Source organism: Variovorax sp. J22G73 (genome assembly GCF_030317035.1).
Taxonomy (GTDB): Bacteria; Pseudomonadota; Gammaproteobacteria; order Burkholderiales; family Burkholderiaceae_C; genus Variovorax.
Genome location: NZ_JASZYK010000002.1, coordinates 216,554 through 231,639, shown reverse-complemented (window position 1 = coordinate 231,639; position 15,086 = coordinate 216,554). Strand labels below are relative to the sequence as shown.

12 protein-coding genes are annotated in these 15,086 nt (G+C 70.4%); 7 read left to right on the top strand and 5 right to left on the bottom strand.

Annotated elements, in window-relative coordinates; all coding sequences use genetic code 11:
* Positions 1 to 63 precede the first annotated feature (63 nt).
* From QTI51_RS08945 to QTI51_RS08930, 4 genes are read right to left on the bottom strand one after another with little or no spacing between them, the layout of a single operon-like run.
* A complete protein-coding gene (locus tag QTI51_RS08945; RefSeq protein ID WP_116907643.1) occupies positions 64 to 1,335 on the bottom strand; it encodes a hybrid sensor histidine kinase/response regulator in 1,272 nt (423 codons plus the stop codon).
* A complete protein-coding gene (locus tag QTI51_RS08940; protein WP_116907644.1) occupies positions 1,332 to 1,931 on the bottom strand; it encodes a chemotaxis protein CheB in 600 nt (199 codons plus the stop codon). The genes QTI51_RS08945 and QTI51_RS08940 overlap by 4 nt, the downstream gene beginning before the upstream one ends.
* Positions 1,928 to 2,833, bottom strand: a complete 906-nt coding sequence (locus QTI51_RS08935; RefSeq protein WP_286515948.1) for a CheR family methyltransferase — start codon at positions 2,831 to 2,833, stop codon at positions 1,928 to 1,930. The genes QTI51_RS08940 and QTI51_RS08935 overlap by 4 nt, the downstream gene beginning before the upstream one ends.
* Positions 2,830 to 6,342: a response regulator gene (locus QTI51_RS08930; RefSeq protein ID WP_116907645.1), complete on the bottom strand. Its 3,513-nt coding sequence runs from the start codon at positions 6,340 to 6,342 to the stop codon at positions 2,830 to 2,832. The genes QTI51_RS08935 and QTI51_RS08930 overlap by 4 nt, the downstream gene beginning before the upstream one ends.
* A 156-nt stretch (positions 6,343 to 6,498) precedes the next feature.
* On the opposite strand from QTI51_RS08930, the gene QTI51_RS08925 reads away from it, so the two are divergent.
* The 7 genes from QTI51_RS08925 to QTI51_RS08895 all read left to right on the top strand — a co-directional run bounded on the left by QTI51_RS08925 (position 6,499) and on the right by QTI51_RS08895 (position 13,515).
* Positions 6,499 to 8,949 (top strand): ATP-dependent DNA helicase, encoded by a 2,451-nt coding sequence (locus tag QTI51_RS08925; protein WP_286515949.1) that lies wholly within the window; start codon positions 6,499 to 6,501, stop codon positions 8,947 to 8,949.
* The gene (locus QTI51_RS08920) at positions 8,936 to 9,553 is read left to right on the top strand and encodes an alpha-ketoglutarate-dependent dioxygenase AlkB (RefSeq protein ID WP_116907646.1); all 618 of its coding nucleotides are present in this window, start codon (positions 8,936 to 8,938) and stop codon (positions 9,551 to 9,553) included. The genes QTI51_RS08925 and QTI51_RS08920 overlap by 14 nt, the downstream gene beginning before the upstream one ends.
* The gene (locus QTI51_RS08915; RefSeq protein ID WP_116907647.1) at positions 9,550 to 10,152 is read left to right on the top strand and encodes a DUF4304 domain-containing protein; all 603 of its coding nucleotides are present in this window, start codon (positions 9,550 to 9,552) and stop codon (positions 10,150 to 10,152) included. Before QTI51_RS08920 ends, QTI51_RS08915 begins: the two co-directional genes overlap by 4 nt.
* Before the next feature lie 177 nt (positions 10,153 to 10,329).
* The gene (locus QTI51_RS08910) at positions 10,330 to 11,373 is read left to right on the top strand and encodes an acyl-CoA dehydrogenase family protein (protein ID WP_116907648.1); all 1,044 of its coding nucleotides are present in this window, start codon (positions 10,330 to 10,332) and stop codon (positions 11,371 to 11,373) included.
* A complete protein-coding gene (locus QTI51_RS08905) occupies positions 11,361 to 12,119 on the top strand; it encodes a PIG-L deacetylase family protein (protein ID WP_116907649.1) in 759 nt (252 codons plus the stop codon). Before QTI51_RS08910 ends, QTI51_RS08905 begins: the two co-directional genes overlap by 13 nt.
* Positions 12,116 to 12,769 carry a class I SAM-dependent DNA methyltransferase gene (locus tag QTI51_RS08900; protein WP_116907650.1) on the top strand — a complete coding sequence of 218 codons (654 nt, stop codon included), beginning with the start codon at positions 12,116 to 12,118 and terminating at the stop codon, positions 12,767 to 12,769. The genes QTI51_RS08905 and QTI51_RS08900 overlap by 4 nt, the downstream gene beginning before the upstream one ends.
* Positions 12,766 to 13,515 carry a glycosyltransferase family 2 protein gene (locus QTI51_RS08895; RefSeq protein WP_116907869.1) on the top strand — a complete coding sequence of 250 codons (750 nt, stop codon included), beginning with the start codon at positions 12,766 to 12,768 and terminating at the stop codon, positions 13,513 to 13,515. The genes QTI51_RS08900 and QTI51_RS08895 overlap by 4 nt, the downstream gene beginning before the upstream one ends.
* Here the strand turns inward: QTI51_RS08895 and QTI51_RS08890 are convergent.
* A complete protein-coding gene (locus QTI51_RS08890; protein ID WP_116907651.1) occupies positions 13,496 to 15,070 on the bottom strand; it encodes an ABC transporter substrate-binding protein in 1,575 nt (524 codons plus the stop codon). The genes QTI51_RS08895 and QTI51_RS08890 overlap by 20 nt on opposite strands.
* Positions 15,071 to 15,086 lie beyond the last annotated feature (16 nt).

Below are 15,086 nucleotides of genomic sequence, written 5' to 3'. Positions count from 1 at the left end.
CTTTCAAGTAAGTCGAATGGAGCAGTATCGCGGCGCCGCGCGGGCGCCGCGGTAGGAGCATGCCTACGTTTGCGTGCCTTCTTTCTCTTTGTCGCTGCCTGGCACTTCGGTGGCGTCCGTCGCGTCCAGCGGCAGGTCGACCACGAAGCGCGAGCCTTCGCCCGGCGCGCTCTGCACGCCGATGCGCCCGCCGTGCAGGCTCACGATCTTGCGCGTGATGTACAGCCCCAGCCCCAGGCCGGCCGCATGCTTGTGGCTGTCGGCGGTGCGCTCGAACTGCTCGAAGATGCGGCCCTGGTCTTCGGGCGCGATGCCGATGCCCTGGTCGCGCACGGCCACCTGCGCCATGCCGCCGCTTTCGCCGGTCTTGTCGGTTCCGTCGGTCTGGCGCACCACCATCTCCACCGGCTTGCCGCCGCCATAGCGCAGCGCGTTGGTCAGCAGGTTGGTCAGCACCTGCTCGATGCGGAACTCGTCCCACACGCCGCGCAGCTCGGCCGGCGCGTGCAGCGTGATGACCGAGCCCGCGGCCTCGGCCTGCTGGTGCAGGTTCTCGACCACTGCGCGCGACAGCGCGGCCAGGTCCACCGGCTTGGTCTGTATCGACAACGCGTCGCGGCGCATGCGCGTCACGTCGAGCATGTCGTCGATGAGGCGCACCATGTTGCGAATCTGCCGCTGGTCGCGCTCGATCATGGCGGGCAGCCGCTCGGGCGCAAAGCTCGCGAGGTTGCCCTTGGACAGGTGCAGCTGGCGCAGCTGCGCTTCCAGGTACAGCGTGTTCAGCGGCGTGCGCAGCTCGTGCGACACCATCGACATGAAGTCGTCGCGCATGCGCACCGCGCGCTCCAGCTCGCCCTGCGTGTGCTGCAGCTGCTGCACCAGTTCTTCCTGCTTGCGGTGCGCGGCGGCCAGCGACTCCATCTCGTGGCGCAGCGCCTTGCGGTGGCGGTACAGGTCGACGAACACGTTCACCTTGCTGACCACCGCGTGCGGGTCCAGCGGCTTGTGCAGGAAGTCGACCGCGCCGCTCTCGTAGCCCTGGAAGGCGTAGTTCAGCTCGCGGCCCGCGGCGCTCACGAAGATGATGGGAATGTGGCGCGTGCGCTCGGTGCCGCGCATCAGCTCGGCCAGCTCGAAGCCGTTCATGCCCGGCATCTGCACGTCGACGATGGCCAGCGCGAACTCGTGCTCCAGCAGCAGCGCCAGCGCCGCCTCGGCGGAGGCCGCGCGGTACACCACGCGGCCCGGCGCCCGAATGAGCGCCTCCAGCGCCAGCAGGTTTTCCGGCAGGTCATCGACGATCAGCAGCTTGCTTTCGATGTCAATGTTCATTGGGCGGTCTCCAGTTGGAGCAGCAGCTCGCGCAGTTCGCGCAAGGGGAGCACGTAGTCGGGAGCGTGGCGCGCGATGGCGGCTTGGGGCATGGTGGGAATCTGTGCTTCTGTCGGTTCCTGGACGGCGGTGAGCCCGCCGGCCAGGTGAATGCGGTGGAGGCCTTCGGCGCCGTCGTAGTTCGCGCCGGTCAGCAGGAAGCCCGCGAGCGCGGGGCCGTAGGCATCGGCGGCCGAGCCCATCAGCACGTCGATCGACGGGCGCGAGAACAGCACCGGCGGTTCGCAGCTGAGCGAAAAGGTGCGCTCGCGCTCGATGGACAGGTGGTAGCCCGGCGGCGCGAAGTACAGGCTGCCGCCGGCCAGCGGCATCTTGTCGGCCGCCTCGCGCACCGCGATGGGCAGGCGCTGCGCGAAGATCTCCGCCAGGTGGCTCTCGTGGTCCTCGGGCAGGTGCAGCACCACCGCCATGGGCAGCCGCCAGGTGGCGGGCAACTCGTGCAGCAGCGTGTACAGCGCGTCGATGCCGCCGGCCGAGGCGCCCAGCACCACCGCGTCCACGCGCTTCTGGATGGACGAACGCAAGCGTTTCCTCATGCCAGCTTGCGGTAGATGCGCTCAGCGCGCGCATGCGTGTCGAAGCGGTCGGAGTAGCCCGAGAAGTCGATGCTTTCCTTCGAGCCCAGCCCGAGAAAGCCGCGGTGCGACAGCGACTCGTGGAACAGCCCGAGCGCGCGGTCCTGCAGCTGCCGGTTGAAGTAGATGAGCACGTTGCGGCACGACACCAGCTGCGTTTCCGCGAACACGCTGTCGGTGGCCAGGCTGTGGTCGGCAAAGATCACGTCGGCGCACAGCGAGGGGTCGAAGCGCGCCGCGTCGTAGGCGGCGGTGTAGTAGTCGGAGAACGAGCTGCGCCCGCCCGCGCGCTGGTAGTTGGTGGTGTAGCCGCGAATCGCCTCCAGCGGAAAGATGCCCTGGCGAGCTTTCTCGAGCGAGGCGGGGTTGATGTCGGTGGCGTAGATCTGCGTGCGCGCGAGCAGGCCTTCTTCGCGCAGCAGGATGGCCAGCGAGAACACCTCTTCGCCGGTGCTGCAGCCGGCCACCCACACCTTCACCGACGGGTAGGTGTGCAGGATGGGCACCACGTGCTGGCGCAGCGCCAGGAAGTAGGACGGGTCGCGGAACATCTCGCTCACCGGAATCGTCAGGAACTGCAGCAGCCGCCCGAACAGCGCGGGGTCGCGCAGCACCTTGTCCTGCAGCGCCGAGATGCTGGGCAGCCCGAGCTGGTCGAGCGCGTGCAGCACGCGGCGCTTCTGCGAGGCCACGGTGTAGTTGCGGAAGTCGTAGCTGTACTTGAGGTAGATGGCCTCCATCAGCAGGCGCAGCTCGATCTCGGTGTCGCTCAGCGGGTGCGGCGGCGTGGGGGGCAGGCCGGACGAGGACACGGGGGAGATCGGCGCGGGCAGGGGCGGTCGGGTGACGGGCGGTGGTGTCATAGGCGCTCCATCTTCGGCATCCACACGCGCAGCATCGAGAACAGGCGCTCCAGGTCCACCGGCTTGGCCAGGTAGTCGTTGGCGCCGGCGGCCAGGCACTGCTCGCGGTCGTCCTTGGTGGCCTTGGCGGTGATGGCGATCACCGGCATCTTCTCGAAGCGCGGGTTGGCGCGCAGGCGGCGCGTGGCCTCCAGGCCGTCCATCTCCGGCATCATCACGTCCATCAGCACCAGGTCGATGTCGCTCACCTGGTCGAGCTTTTCGAGCGCCTCGCGGCCGTTGCGGCCGATCTCGACCATGGCGCCACGCGCTTCCAGCGCGCTGGTCAGCGCGAAGATGTTGCGCACGTCGTCGTCCACCAGCAGGATGGTGCGGCCCTCGAAGATGCGGTCGCGCCCGCGCGCCGTCTTCAGCATGCCCTGGCGCTCGGTCGACAGCTCGGCCTCCACCTTGTGCAGGAACAGCGTCACCTCGTCGAGCAGCCGCTCGGGCGAACGCGCGCCCTTGATGATGATGGAGCGCGAATAGCGCTGCAGCTCGGTTTCCTCGTCGCGCGTGAGGTTGCGCCCGGTGTACACGATGACCGGCGGGAACGACACGATCTCTTCCGCCGCCATGGCCTTGAGCAGCTCGCTGCCCTGCATGTCGGGCAGCTTCAGGTCGGTGATCATGCAGTCGAACACGCGGGTGCGCAGCAGCTCCAGCGCCTCTTCGCCGGAGCCCACCGCCACGATCTCGATGTCGTCGTCGCCGATGAGGCGGATCACGCTCTCGCGCTGCAGCTCGTCGTCTTCCACCAGCAGCACCACCTTCACCTTCTGCGTGAGCTTTTCTTCCAGCCGGCCGAACACCTTCATGAGCTCGTCGCGGGTGGCGGGCTTCAGCGCGTAGCCGATGGCGCCCATCTGCAGCGCCGCGCCCTGCGCGTTCTCGGCGGCCGACACCACATGGATGGGAATGTGTCGCGTGTGCGGCGAATCTTTCAGGCGCTGCAGCACGTCCAGCCCGGTGCTGTCGGGCAGGCGCATGTCCAGCAGGATGGCGTCGGGCAGGAACTGCGTGGCCAGCTCGAAGCCGTCGGCCGCGCCGTGCGCCACCAGGCAGCGGTAGCCCAGCTCGTGCGCCAGGTCGTAGAGGATGTGCGCGAACTGCGGTTCGTCCTCGATGACCAGCACGCGGCGCACCTGGTCGCGCGGAATGGTGCGGTCGTCGGCGAACTGCGGGGCGGGCACCGGGGAGGGCGCCTGCGGTGCCAGCGGGGCGGTGGGCACGGCCTTGGGCGTGTAGACGACGGAGTGCGCGGCCGGTGCAAACGAATTCGATGACGAAGGAAAGTTCGATGTAGACGAAGCCGCCCCCGAAGCCTGCGGCGCCTTCGCCGGCAGCTGCAGGATGAAGGTGCTGCCCTGGCCCGGCGTGCTCTGCACCGTCAGCGTGCCGCCCAGCAGCTGCGTGAGGTCGCGCGAAATCGACAGCCCCAGCCCGGTGCCGCCGTAGCGCCGGCTGGTGGTGCCGTCGGCCTGGCGGAAGGCCTCGAAGATCAGCTCGTGCTGCTTGGCGTCGATGCCGATGCCCGAGTCGGACACCGCGAAGGCCGCGCCGCCGTCCGCGGTCGGCGAAACCACCACGGCCACTTCGCCGCGGTCGGTGAACTTCAGCGCGTTCGACAGCAGGTTCTTCAGGATCTGCTCCACGCGCTGGCGGTCGGTGACCAGCGTGGCCGGCGCGTCGGCCCCGATCTCGAGGCGGAAGCTCAGGTTCTTCTGCATCGCCAGCGGGCTGAAGGTGCTCTCCAGGCTCTGCGCCAGCTTGGCGAGCGACATGTCTTCGGTCACCACCTCCAGCTTGCCGGCCTCGACCTTGGCAATGTCCAGGATGTCGTTGATCAGCACCAGCAGGTCGTTGCCCGACGAGTAGATGGAGTCCGCGAACTTCACCTGTTCGGGAGAGAGGTTGCCCTGCGGGTTGTCGCCCAGCAGCTTGGCCAGGATGAGCGCGCTGTTCAGCGGCGTGCGCAGCTCGTGCGACATGTTCGCCAGGAACTCCGACTTGTAGCGGCTGGCGCGCTGCAGCTCGTCGGCGCGGTCTTCGAGGTCGCGCTGCACGCGGCGCAGGGCGGTGTTGCGCTGGTCGAGTGCCTCGGTGCGCTCCGACAGTTGGCTGTTGGTCTGCTCCAGCTCGGCCTGCTGGTTCTCCAGCATGGCCTGCGAGGCGCGCAGGGCGCGCGACTGCTCCTCGAGCTCTTCGTTGGCGGTGCGCAGTTCTTCCTGCTGCACCTGCAGTTCTTCGTTCAGCTGCTGGGTTTCGGCCAGCACGTCCTGCAGCTGCTCGCGGTAGCGCGCGGCCGCCAGCGAGGTGCCGATGTCGTCGGCCACCACGTCCAGCAGCTGGTTGCCGCGTTCGTCCAGCGGGCCCGGCAGGCCGAGCTCGACCACGCCGTTGGCCATGCCGCCGTCGGTCACCGGCAGCAGCAGCACCGCCTTGGGCGACATCTGGCCCAGGCCGGAGTTGACTTTCAGGTAGTCGGCGTCGACCGGGTCGATCAGCATGCGGCGGCGCTCGGCCGCGGCCTGGCCGATCAGGCTCTCGGTGGGGGAGAACACCTGCGGCGTGGCTTCCGCCGCGCTGGAGAAGCCGTAGCTCGCCGCCCGGCGCAGCGGGCCGTGCCGCTCGCGCACATAGATGGCGCCGACCGCCGTGCCCAGGTAGCGCGAGAAGAACGCCAGTATCTTGCGGCCCATGTCGGGCGCGCTCAGCTCGCCCACCAGTTCGCCCACCAGCTCGGTCTGCGCGCTGCGCAGCCAGGCTTCGTGCGCCAGCCGTTCGGCATGGGCGGCCTGCTCCTTCAGCACCACGTCGTAGCTGTCGGACAGCCGCATCAGCTGGCGCCGCCCGAAGTACGCCACCAGCCCGGTGAAGCCGACCGTGAACAGCAGGAACAGCCCCACGGTCCACCACGCGGTGCGGTTGGCGTCGTTGTTGCGCTGGAAGCGCAGCGTTTGCTCGGTGTCCATGAGCGCGTTGAATTCGGTGCGCATGTCGTCGGTCAGCCGCTTGCCGCGGCCCAGCCGCACCTGCGCCTGGGCGTCTTCGCCGGCGCGGCGCGCGGCGATGAGGCTGCGGGCAAATTCCTGCCAGGTCGCCTGGATGCCCGCGATGCGGTCGACGCGCTCCACCTGCTGGCGGTTGTCGGCCACCAGCGCGCGCAACGCCGCGGTGTCGCCCTTCATGCGGGGCAGGGCGCTCTGGTAGGGCTCCAGGAAGCTTTCGTCGCCGGTGATCAGGAAGCCGCGCATGCCGGTTTCCATGTCGATGCTCTGGCGCTGCAGCTCGCTGGCCGCGCGGGTGACGCGGTCGGTGTGCTCGACCCAGCCGATGGTGTTGAGCAGGAACAGGATCAGCCCGACGAACACCACGGCGCCGAAGACGCCGCCGATCAGGGGCAGCTTGATGTTGCGGCTCAGCAGGCGTTCAAAGTCTTCGGGGTCGATCGCAGTGGGTGTATTCATCGGACGCATTTGTAAGCAAAACTTGTCAAGTTTTGCCGAAAAACGCCGGTCGCCCTGTCGGAGAAGGCCCCGACAGGGCAAGAAACAGGGGTACTGCCCTTCGGCAGGGCTGGCTATACTGTAAATCCATACAGTCCACGCCAGAAATGGCCCGCAATGGGTACTGCCTTTTCCAACCCGCCCGCGGCGCCCGTTGCCGTGACGCACGTCGTTTCCGTCAAGGCGCTGTGCGCCTTCGGCGCGAAGGCGGGCGACCTCGACCTGCGCTTCGTGCCCGCGCCCAGCGCGCAGGAGGGCATGGCCGGCCACGCGCTGGTGCAGCACCGGCGCGGCGACGGCTACGAAAGCGAGGTGGCGCTGGACACCACCTGCGGCACGCTGCGGGTGCGCGGCCGGGCCGACGGCTACGAGCTGCGCCGGGGCAGGGGGGGCGAGGTGGCCGAGGCCCGCGTCGAAGAAATCAAGACCTTCCGCGGCGACTTCGACGCCATCCGCGGCAACCACCGCGCACTGCACTGGGCCCAGGCCCGCAGCTACGGCTGGATGCTGTGCGAGCTGGACGGCCACACCGCCATGACCGTGGCGCTGGTCTACCTCGACCTGGCCACCGGCGACGAAACCGTGCTCGAAGAGCACCACACCCGCGACGCCCTGCGCGAACACTTCGAGGCGCTGTGCGCGCGCTACAGCGCCTGGGCCGCGAGCGAGGCCGGCCACCGCGCCGCGCTCGACCAGACCCTGGCGCAGCTCGAATTCCCCTACCGCAGCTTTCGCGCCGGCCAGCGCGAACTGGCCGAGGCCGTGTACCGCGCCGGCGTGGGCGGGCGCTGCCTCATGACGCAGGCGCCCACGGGCATCGGCAAGACGCTGGCCACGCTGTTTCCGCTGCTGAAGGCGCGCGCGGCGCAGAAGATCGACAAGGTCTTCTTCCTCACCGCCAAGACCTCGGGCCGCCCGGTGGCGCTCGATGCCCTGCGCGTGCTCGACAAGGGGCAGGGCGCCGGCCGCCTGCGCGTGCTGGAGCTCGCGGCGCGCGAGAAGGTGTGCGAGTACCCCGACCGCGCCTGCCACGGCGACGCCTGCCCGCTGGCGCGCGGCTTCTACGACCGCCTGCCCGCCGCGCGCGAGCAGGCCGCGCAGGTGGCCTGGCTCGACCGGCAGGCGCTGCGCGACATCGCCCTGGTGCACGAGGTGTGCCCCTATTTCCTCGCGCAGGAAATGACGCACTGGGCCGACGCCATCGTGGGCGACTACAACTATTACTTCGACAGCAGCGCCTTCCTGTACGCCACCATGCGCGACGCCGACTGGCGCGTGGCCGTGCTGGTCGACGAGGCGCACAACCTGCTGGAGCGCGCGCGCGGCATGTACACCGCGTCGCTCGAAGGCGCCGCGCTCGAAGAGGCGCACCGCGCGGCGCCTTCGGTGCTGCGCGGCCCGCTGGCGCGCCTGTTCCGCGAGTGGGACACGGTGCAGCAGTCGCAGCAGGCCGACTACGAAACCGGCGACGAGATCCCCGAGCGCTTCCTGCGCACCCTGCAGGCCGCCAACACCGCCATGGCCGAGTACTTCGCGGCCACGCCCGATGCCTCGCAGGGCCCGCTGCAGCGGTTTTTCTTCGACGCGCTGCACTTCGCCCGGCTGGCCGAGGCCTTCGGCGACCACTCTGTGTTCGAGCGCACGCTGGGCGCCACCCAGCAGGAGCGCACGCTGGCCCTGCGCAACCTGGTGCCCGCGCCTTTCCTGGCCGCGCGCTTCGGCGATGCGGCGTCGGTCACCTGCTTCTCGGGAACCTTGTCGCCGTTCGCGTTCTACCGCGACGCGCTCGGCCTGCCCGAGAACACCGTGCTGCTGGACGTGGCCTCGCCCTTCACCGCGCAGCAGCTGCGCGTGGAGGTGGCCATGCACGTGTCCACGCGCTTCAGGGACCGCGCGGGCTCGCTGCGCAACGTGGCGGACATCATCGGCGCGCAGTTCGAGCGCATGCCGGGCAACTACCTGGCCTTTTTCAGCAGCTTCGACTACCTGGAAAAAGCCTGCGCCGCGTTCTCGCTGCGGCACCCCGGCGTGCCCGTGTGGACGCAGACGCGCGGCATGCGCGAGGCCGACCGCCACGGCTTCATCGCGCGTTTCGAGGAGGGCGGGCAGGGCATCGGCTTCGCGGTGCTGGGCGGCGCGTTCGGCGAGGGCATCGACCTGCCGGGCAGCCGGCTCATCGGCGCCTTCGTGGCCAGCCTGGGGCTGCCGCAGTACAACGAGCTGAACGAGATCACGCGCGAGCGCATGCAGACGCGCTTCGGCAAGGGCTACGAGTACACCTATCTCTACCCGGGCTTGCAGAAGGTGGTGCAGGCGGCGGGCCGTGTGATTCGCACCGAGGAAGACCGCGGCGTGCTGCACCTGCTGGACGACCGCTTCGCGCGCGCCGAAATCCGCGAGCTGCTGCCGCGCTGGTGGCATGTGCAGCTGGCGGGCGCCGGGCAGCATGGCGCGAATGAAGGGCTGGGCAACGGTGCGAGCGAAGGAGTGGGCAAAGGAGTGGGCAAAGGAGTGGGCAAGGGAGTGGGCAAAGGAGTGGGCAAGGGAGTGAGCGATGCGCGCCGCTAGACGCCTGGAGCACGCCGGCCAGCCCGACCTGTTCGGCCAGGCGCCGGTCGCGGCCATCGAAGGGCTGCGCTACGAAAACGGCTTTCTCTCGCGCGACGAAGAGGCCGGGCTGCTGCGCCTGGTGCAGGGCTGGCCGCTGAAGGAGATGCGCTACAAGGAATACACGGCGCGCCGGCGCGGCATCGGCTTTGGCGGCAGCTACGACTTCGACACCAACCGCCTCAAGCCGGGCGCGCCGATGCCCGCCGAGCTGCACCCGCTGCGCGACAAGGCGGCCGCGTGGGCCGGCATCGCGCCCGAAGACCTCACGCACGCGCTCATCGCCGAGTACCGGCCCGGCACGCCGCTGGGCTGGCACCGCGACGTGCCGGACTTCGAGGACATCGTCGGCGTCTCGCTGCACGGCGATGCGGTGATGCAGTTCAGGCCGTACGTGCCGGGTGCGGCGGCATCGGGGCCGGCCACGCTCGAGTTCCTGATCGAGCCGCGCTCGGTGTACGTGCTGCGCGGGCCGGCGCGGTGGGCTTGGCAGCACGCCATCGCGCCGACGGAGGGCTTGCGATACTCGATCACCCTGCGTACCCGGAGACGACCCAGCCCATGAACCGCGCGACCTTTCTCAGGCTCCTCGAAAAGAAGCTGTTCCCCGTGCTCAAGGCCGAAGGCTTCGAGGGCACCGGCCAGACGCTGCGCCGCATCGACGGCCCGGTGGTCCATGTGTTCAATGTGCAGGGGGCCAGCGGCGCGAGAGGAGGAGGGGCTTGCTACCTGAACCTCGGCGCGCACCTGGCCTTTTTGCCGACCGAGGGCGGCGGGCAGGTCGCGCCGCGGGACATCGAGGAAGCGCACTGCGTGTTCCGCGACCGCATGCACCCGCCGCCGGGCGAAGCCTTCGGCTGGGCCTATGGCGCGTCGAAGGAAGAGGCGGAGGAAAGCGTCGAGTTCATCGTGAGCGAATGGAGCGGCCCGGGCCGCGCCTTCTTTGCCCGGCATGGCAGCTACCCGCAAAGCTTCGAGCAGCTGCTTCGCGAGACCGACCCGAACGGCATCCACGCGCGCACCGCGCTGCACCTGGCCCGCATTGCCGCGCACCTGGGCGACCGCGAGCGGGCGCAGGCGCTGGTCGATGCGGGGCTGGCGCGAGCGCCCGAGCGCGCGACCTCGCTGAAGGCGGACCTCGCGCAGGTGCTGGCGAGCGCCTAGCTTTCCGCGCGCCGGCTCTGCGGCCGGTTCTGCGGCCGTTTTCGCGAGCGTTCCACGGCGGGTGCCGCGACGATCGGCCGACACCGCCTCCGGCAACCCGCGCGGCGGCTCGGCTCCTACAAGCCACGACGCTGCTTGCCGACGAGCCCACCCCCATAGCCTGCCTAACGTCAGGCCATGTTCGATCCCGTTCCCGCCGATGTCCTCACCCCCCTGGCGCTTCGGCACGGCCGCGGCCTGTCGTTGGGCCACCTCGTTGAAGCGGGCATCGACGTGCTGCCGCGACCGGGCTCGGGCCACACGCTCGCGCGCTGGCGGGTGCTGGCGGCCGTGGCCGCGCACGACCTGTCGCTGGTCAAGCTCTTCGAGGGCCACACGGACGCGCTCGCCATCCTGGCCGAACTCGGTGGCGCACCGGCGACGCCGCCTGGCGCGCGCTGGGGCACGTGGTGCGCCGAGCCGCCGGACGCGAAAGTGGTGTTCCGGCCGGCCGACGCAGACGGCAAAAACGACAGCAACGGCGCAGGGCTGACCCTTCGCATGCACGGCACCAAAGCCTGGTGCTCCGGCGCGGCCAGCGTGACGCACGCGGTGGTCAGCGGCTGGAACACGGCCGGCGAACCGTGCCTGGCGGCCGTGTCCATGACCCAGCCCGGCGTGTGCGTCACCGGCGAGGGCTGGCATGCCGTCGGCATGGCCGCGAGCGCGAGCGTCGACGTGAGCTTCGACGGCGCGCGCGCGATGCAGATCGGCCAGCCCGGCGACTACGTGCGCCGGCCCGGCTTCTGGCAGGGCGGCGCGGGCATTGCAGCGTGCTGGTTCGGCGGCGCGCTGGGCATCGCGCGCCAGGTGCGCAAGGGCACGGGCCCGAAGGCCGACGCGCACCGGCTCGCGCACCTGGGCGCCATCGAGGTGGCGCTGGGCGGCGCCGCCGCGTTGCTGCGCGAAACCGCCGACTGGATCGACCGCCACCCGCAAGACAACGCCCAGCGCGTCGCGATGCGCGCGCGCCTGGCCGTCGAGCAGGCCGCTACCGAGGTGATGCGGCACGCCGGCCGCGCGGTCGGTGCCGGCCCGCTGTGCCGCGACCCGCAGTTCGCGCAGGCCATGGCCGACCTGCCCGTGTTCCTGCGCCAGAGCCACGCCGAGCGCGACCTCGCGGCGCTCGGCCAGCTGGCCACCCAGACATCTGAAGAGGAGACCGCGTCATGGACCCTGTAGAGCGCCGCGCCATCCGGGGCGAAGGCACCACCGAAGCCGAATGGCACCGCTGGCCGGGCCTGGCCGAGTTGCCGCACATCGACCTGCGCGCGCTGGTGCCCGAGGGCTCGCGCGCGGTGGTCGTCGCGCCGCACCCCGACGACGAGGTGCTCTCGGTGGGCGGCCTGCTGGCGCAACTGGCCGACAGCGGCACGCCGGTCGAGGTGATCGCAGTGACCGACGGCACCGCCAGCCACAGCGGCTCGACCGAATGGTCGGCCGAGCGGCTGGCGCAGGCCCGTCCGCGAGAAAGCCTGCGCGCCTTGCGCCGGCTGGGCCTGTCCATCGCGCCGGCGCGGCTCGGCCTGCCCGACGGCGGCCTCAAGGACATGCGCGCCTTGCTCGCGGCGCAGCTGGTGTCGCTGCTGCGCCCGGGCGACGTGGTCTTTACCACCTGGCGGCAAGACGGCCACCCCGACCACGAGGTCACCGGCGAGGCCTGCGCGCTGGCCGCGGCCAGCGCCGGCGCGCGGCTGGTCGAGGTGCCGGTGTGGGGCTGGCACTGGTCCCGCCCCGGCGACAGCCGCATGCCGTGGAAGAACGCCTTTCGCCTGCCGCTGAGCGCCGAGGCCGTGCGCCGCAAGCGCGCCGCCGTGCAGGCCTTTACCAGCCAGTTGCGGCGCGATGCGTCCACCGGCTCCGGCCCGGTGCTGCGGGCCACCACCGTCGAGCGCGCGGCGCGGCCTTACGAAGTGGTGTTCCTGTGAGCGGGCCCGCCGAAAAGGCGCAGGGCCATCAGGGCCAGCAGGACCAGGATCGGGACCAGCGCCCGTACTTCGACGCCCTCTACGCCGCCAGCGACGACCCCTACGCCTCGCGCCAGCGCTGGTACGAGGCCCGCAAGCGCGCCGTGCTGCTGGCCGCCTTGCCGCAGCCGCGCTTTCGCCGCGCCTACGAACCCGGCTGCGGCATCGGCGAGCTCACGCTCGCGCTCGCGCAGCGCTGCGACGAACTGCTGGCCAGTGACTTCAACGCGCAGGCCGTCGCGCTGGCCCGCCAGCGCACCGAAGCCCTGCCCAACGTGCAGGTCGCGCGCCACACGCTGCCGTCCGAATGGCCGCACGACGCCGGCGGCTTCGACCTGATCGTGCTCAGCGAGGTCGGCTACTTCCTGCCGCGCAGCGACATGCAGCGCGTGGCAGAGTGCTGCGCGCTGTCGCTGGACGACGACGGCACGCTGGTCGCCTGCGACTGGCGGCCCGACTTCGAACAGCGCAGCCTCGCCACGAAGGACGTGCAGGGCATCCTCGCCGAGCTGGGGCTCGCACGCCTCGTGCTGCACGAGGAAGACGATTTCGTGCTGCAGCTGTGGTCGCGCGACGCGCGCTCGGTGGCGCAGCGGGAGGGCATCCGGTGATCGGCGTCGTCATTCCCGCGCACAACGAGTGCGAACGCATCGGCGCCGCGCTGGCCGCCGTGCAGCTGGCGGCGGCGCACCCGGCGCTGGCCGGAGAAGCGGTGGAAGTGGTGGTCGTGCTCGACAGCTGCAGCGACGCCACGGAAGACGTGGTGCTCGCGCACGGCGTGGCGCGCTTGTCATTGGCGGCGCGCAACGTGGGCATTGCCCGCGCGCGCGGGGCCGAGCTGTGCATCGAGGCCGGCGCGCGCTGGCTCGCCTTCACCGACGCCGACACCGTGGTCTCGCCCGACTGGCTGGTGATGCAGCTCGCGGAGCAGGCCGACGCGGTGTGCGGCTGCGTGGCGGTGGAAGACTGGAGCGTGCACGGCACGGAAGGCGAGCGCGTGCAGGCGCATTTCGACAGCCGCTACACGCACGCCGACGGCCACCGGCATGTGCACGGCGCCAACCTCGGCGTGGCCGCCGAGGCCTACCGCCGCGCCGGCGGCTTCGCGCCGCTGGCCTGCAGCGAAGACGTGGCGCTGGTCGAGTCGCTCACGGCCATCGGCGCGCGCATCGCCTGGAGCGCCGGCCCCCGCGTGACCACCAGCGCCCGCACCGACGCACGCGCGCGCGGCGGCTTCGGCGACACGCTGCTGGCCATGGTGGCCGCGCTGGCACCGGTAGTGCCGGTGCCGTTGTCGATGCCTGTTCCCGTGCCGGTCCCGATGCCGTTGCTGGGCTTCAGCCGCGCGTCGCCGTGACCGACACGCCCCACAGGCGGGGCTTGCCTTCCCACACCGCAAAGCCGCTCACGCGCTTGCGCACCGCCCAGGCGTCGATGCCGTTGAACAGCATCACCATGGGCACCTGCTGGATCATCTGCGCGTGGATCTGGTCGAACAGCACCTGGCGCTTCTTCGGGTCGGCCTCGGTGAAGCTGTCGTCGATGAGCTTCAGCGCCTGCGGGTCTTCCCACACCTTGCGCGCCTGCTTGTCCTTGGGGCCGGAGAACTGCTCGTAGCTCAGCGCCGGGTCCAGCCGCGACGAATAGCTGAACGAACTCATCTGGTAGTTGCCGCTGTTGTAGCGGTCGAGCTGCGTGGCCCATTCGAGCACCTCGATCTGCGCGTTGATGCCCACCGCCTGCATCATGGCCTGCGCCAGCACGGCCACCGTGTAGCTGGGCACGTGGGCGCGCTTGTTGGTCTGGATGGTGATCTTCTCGCCCTTGTAGCCGGCCTCGCGCAGCAGCTTGGCGGCCTGCGCCGGGTCGTAGTGCCAGCCCTTCTTCTGCGCGGCGCTGTAGAAGGCCGAGCCCTTGTGGATGGCCGAGTTGTTCACCGCGCCCAGCCCTTCGGAGGCGGCCGCCACGATCTGCTCGATGTCCAGCGAGGCCGCGATGGCCTGGCGCAGCTTCTGGTTCTTCAGCAGCGGGTCGCGCGTCTGGATCAGCAGCACGTTCTTGATGGCCTCGGGCGGCGCCTGCACCGTGAGGTTGCGGTCGGTCTTCAGCTCCTGCGCGTCGCTCGACGTGATCTGCCCGGCGTCGATCGCGCCCGATTTCAGGCCGGCCGCGGCCGTGGCCGCATCGGGCACCACCAGGAACCTGACCGTGTCCACCAGCGGCGCCTTCAGGCCGGTGTAGCCGTCGGACCTGGTGGCGCCGGGCGACGAGGTGTAGCCCTTGAAGGCCGTGAGCGTCACGTACTCGCCGCGCTTCCATTCGCCGAACTTGAAGGGGCCGGTGCCCACCGGCTTGTCCCAGCTGCCGTCGGCCTTCAGCGAGCTCTTGTGCAGGATGGCCGTCATGCCGCAGTCGGTGCGCGCGAGCGTGTCCAGGAACACGGCCGAGGGCTTGTTGATCTTCATGACGAAGGTGGCGTCGTCGGGCGTGGCGGTGTCCACCACCTTCAGGCCGTTGCGCCCGTCGTACTCGCTGGTGCAGCGCCAGTCGGTCTTCGGGTCCATGTAGCGCTTCCAGTTCCAGGCCACGTCGGCGGCGGTGAGCGGCGCGTCGTTGTGGAACTTCACGCCCTTGCGCAGCTTGAAGGTGTAGGTGAGGCCGTCGGCCGACACATCGACCGACTGCGCCAGCAGCGGGCCCACGCTGCCGTCCGCGCGGTAGCCGACCAACCCCTCGACCACGTTGAGCAGCACGCCGTCGGTGGTGTTGTCGCGGTTCACGCCGGGGTTGGTGGAGCGGATGTCGGCGGGCTGCGCCACGGTGACGGTGGTCTGCGCGAAGGCGGCCGATGCGGCCAGGCAGGCCGCGGGAACGGCGGCGAGGGCGGCGCGGCGAAGGGTGAAGCGGGGCATGAGGGACTCCTGCGGT

Coding starts and splice junctions, on each gene's coding strand:
- QTI51_RS08930 (WP_116907645.1), bottom strand. CDS start 6,342: ATGAATACACCCACTGCGATCGACCCCGAAGACTTTGAACGCCTGCTG.
- QTI51_RS08920 (WP_116907646.1), top strand. CDS start 8,936: ATGCGCGCCGCTAGACGCCTGGAGCACGCCGGCCAGCCCGACCTGTTC.
- QTI51_RS08915 (WP_116907647.1), top strand. CDS start 9,550: ATGAACCGCGCGACCTTTCTCAGGCTCCTCGAAAAGAAGCTGTTCCCC.
- QTI51_RS08910 (WP_116907648.1), top strand. CDS start 10,330: ATGTTCGATCCCGTTCCCGCCGATGTCCTCACCCCCCTGGCGCTTCGG.
- QTI51_RS08945 (WP_116907643.1), bottom strand. CDS start 1,335: ATGAACATTGACATCGAAAGCAAGCTGCTGATCGTCGATGACCTGCCG.
- QTI51_RS08925 (WP_286515949.1), top strand. CDS start 6,499: ATGGGTACTGCCTTTTCCAACCCGCCCGCGGCGCCCGTTGCCGTGACG.
- QTI51_RS08905 (WP_116907649.1), top strand. CDS start 11,361: ATGGACCCTGTAGAGCGCCGCGCCATCCGGGGCGAAGGCACCACCGAA.
- QTI51_RS08935 (WP_286515948.1), bottom strand. CDS start 2,833: ATGACACCACCGCCCGTCACCCGACCGCCCCTGCCCGCGCCGATCTCC.
- QTI51_RS08940 (WP_116907644.1), bottom strand. CDS start 1,931: ATGAGGAAACGCTTGCGTTCGTCCATCCAGAAGCGCGTGGACGCGGTG.
- QTI51_RS08890 (WP_116907651.1), bottom strand. CDS start 15,070: ATGCCCCGCTTCACCCTTCGCCGCGCCGCCCTCGCCGCCGTTCCCGCG.